The sequence below is a fragment of the Streptomyces sp. genome (genome assembly GCF_019510245.1).
GTDB lineage: Bacteria > Actinomycetota > Actinomycetes > Streptomycetales > Streptomycetaceae > Streptomyces.
The window spans coordinates 1-2,707 of record NZ_JAEKKT010000424.1; the positions used below are offsets into that span (position 1 = coordinate 1).

Consider the following 2,707-nt stretch of genomic DNA (forward strand, 5'->3'; position numbering starts at 1 on the left):
GTCCCGCCGCGTCCGAGTGGGACGAGCGCGAGGAGACCCCCTGGCCGATCATCCAGGAGGCGGCGAAGGCCGGCATCTACTCCCTCGACTTCTTCGCCAGCACCTGGGGCGACGAGACCGGCATCAGCCTGCCGATCACCATGGAGGAGCTGTTCTGGGGCGACGCCGGGATCGGCCTGTCGATCGTCGGCACCACCCTCGGGCTCGCCGGCATCCTCGGCAACGGCACCCCTGAGCAGCTCGCCGAGTGGGCGCCGCAGTGCTTCGGCACCCCCGACGACGTCAAGCTCTGCGCCCTCGCGGTCTCGGAGCCCAACGCCGGTTCCGACGTCTCGTCGATGAAGACCACCGCCGTCTACGACGAGGCCACCGACGAGTGGGTGCTCAACGGCGTGAAGACCTGGATCACCAACGGCGGCATCGCCGACGTGCACGTGGTCGTCGCCTCCGTCGACCCGGCCCTGAAGGCCCGCGGCCAGGCGTCGTTCGTCCTCGGCCCGGACTCCAAGGGCAAGGGCCTGTCGCAGGGGCAGAAGTTCAAGAAGCACGGCATCCGCGCCTCGCACACCTCTGAGGTGATCCTCGACAACTGCCGCATCCCGGGCGCGCAGCTGCTCGGTGGCAAGGAGAAGCTCGACGCCCGACTGGCCAAGGGCCGGGAGCGGATGGCGGCCATCGAGCGCGGCGAGGTGATGCCGAGCAGCCGCGAGAAGGGCGGCCAGGCCGCGATGGCCACCTTCGAGGCCTCCCGCCCGTCGGTCGGCGCGCAGGCCGTCGGCATCGCCCGGGCCGCCTACGAGTACGCGCTGGACTACGCCGGCACCCGTGAGCAGTTCGGCCGTCCGATCGTGCAGAACCAGGGCGTCGCGTTCCAGCTCGCCGACATGAAGACCAAGATCGACGCCGCCCGCCTGCTGGTGTGGCGCGCCGCCTGGATGGGTCGCAACGCCGTCCCCTTCACCAGCGGGGAGGGCTCGATGTCGAAGCTGTTCGCCGGCGAGACCGCCGTCGAGGTCACCGAGAAGGCGATCCAGATCCTGGGCGGCAACGGCTACACCCGCGAGTACCCGGTCGAGCGCTGGCACCGCGACGCCAAGATCTACACGATCTTCGAGGGAACCAGCGAGATCCAGCGGCTGATCATCAGCCGGGCCATCTCCGGCCACCAGATCCCCTGACGACGGTGTCCGTTCCGCTGCAGACCCGGGACGCCCGGCGGGAGTCACTGCTCGCCGCGGCCGACCGGGTCGTGCAGCGGGACGGGGCGTCGGCCTCGATGGCGTCCATCGCCGCCGAGGCCGGGATCACCAAGCCGATCCTGTACCGGCACTTCGGGGACAAGAGCGGCCTGTACGCCGCCCTCGCGGAGCGCCACACCGACCGGCTGCTCGACGCGCTGGTGGACGCCCTCACCGCCGGCGGCACCTACCGGGAGCGGGTGCACCGGACGATCGACACCTACCTGTCGGTGATCGAGCAGGAGCCGCAGGTGTACCGGTTCCTCGTCGAGTCCGAGGAGGCCGCGCCCGCGAAGGGTCCGGTGCGGGGCTTCCTGCGCCGGCTCCAGGAGCTGCTCGCGGCCGGTATCAGCCACGAGCTCCGGCTGCCGCCCGACGACCTGCGGGCCGGTCTGTGGGACGCCGCGATCCTCGGGATGGTCCAGGCGGCGGGGGACCGGTGGCTGGAGCTGCGGGACTGCCCGCGGGAGGTCGTGAGCGGGCAGCTCACCGGCCTGCTCTGGGGTGCTTACGGGAGCGCAAGCGCATCGTCGGCGGGGTGACCTCGCTCTCGTTGGTGAAAGACCCCTGAACGGGGTAGGGGGCCCGTTCACCGACCCGCTACCCTCTGCCGCTCCACACACGTGAATGTCGTGCCCGAAGGCGGGCACAGAACAGCGTCCCCGTGCGTTAGCACCCGCGCAGGACGTGAAGAAGGAGAGCCCTGACCATGGCCACCGATTACGACACCCCACGACGCAACGACGCCGACGACATGGGCGAGGACAGCCTCGAGGAGCTGAAGGCGCGACGCGCCGAGGCCCAGAGCGGCAGCGTCGACATCGACGAGACCGAGCTTGCCGAGGCGCTCGAGCTGCCCGGCGCCGACCTGTCCGGCGAGGAGCTGACCGTTAAGGTGCTCCCGAAGCAGAGCGACGAGTTCACCTGCTCGTCGTGCTTCCTCGTGCACCACCGCAGCCAGCTCGCCAGCGACAAGGGCGGACGGCTCATCTGCCGCGAGTGCGCCTAGCGGCGTGAGCGACCTGACGCGGTCGGAGCTGGGCGACTCGATCGCCCGGCTGACCGCGCACGACCTGGACCACCGGGAGCGGGGCGGCCTGCTGGTCGGGGTCGCGAGGGCGCTCGGCACCGGGGCCCGGGCTGCCACCGTGTCGGGGCGACGGCTGGCCGACCTGCTCGCCGACGAGGTCGCGCCGCACCTCCCGGTGCGTGACCTGCTCACCCTGCGTCAGCACCACCAGGGGCTGTCCGGCGACGCGCTCGCCGACGCCCTCATCCGGAACGCCTCGATCATCACTGCGGGCATCGGCGCGGCCGCCGGCGCTCTTGCAGCCGTGGAGATGGCGGCGCCACCGGCGCTGCTCGCGGCGCCGGTGCAGCTGGCCGCCGAGACGCTGGCCGTGGTCGCCGTCGAGGTGAAGCTCACCGCCGAGCTGCACGTGGTCTACGGCAGCGCCCCCCGAGGCTCT

3 protein-coding genes and 1 pseudogene are annotated in these 2,707 nt (G+C 71.6%); all 4 read left to right on the forward strand.

What is annotated here, in order from left to right:
* The coding region (locus tag JF597_RS53320; protein ID WP_294014237.1) for an acyl-CoA dehydrogenase family protein at positions 1-1,178 on the forward strand (1,178 nt) is incomplete at its 5' end.
* A 5-nt stretch (positions 1,179-1,183) separates the two neighbouring features.
* Positions 1,184-1,780: a TetR family transcriptional regulator gene (locus JF597_RS53325; protein ID WP_294014239.1), complete on the forward strand. Its 597-nt coding sequence runs from the start codon at positions 1,184-1,186 to the stop codon at positions 1,778-1,780.
* A 167-nt stretch (positions 1,781-1,947) separates the two neighbouring features.
* Positions 1,948-2,247, forward strand: a complete 300-nt coding sequence (locus JF597_RS53330; protein WP_294014241.1) for a DUF4193 domain-containing protein — start codon at positions 1,948-1,950, stop codon at positions 2,245-2,247.
* A gap of 4 nt (positions 2,248-2,251) precedes the next feature.
* Positions 2,252-2,707: pseudogene (locus JF597_RS53335) on the forward strand (hypothetical protein); the annotation flags it as partial.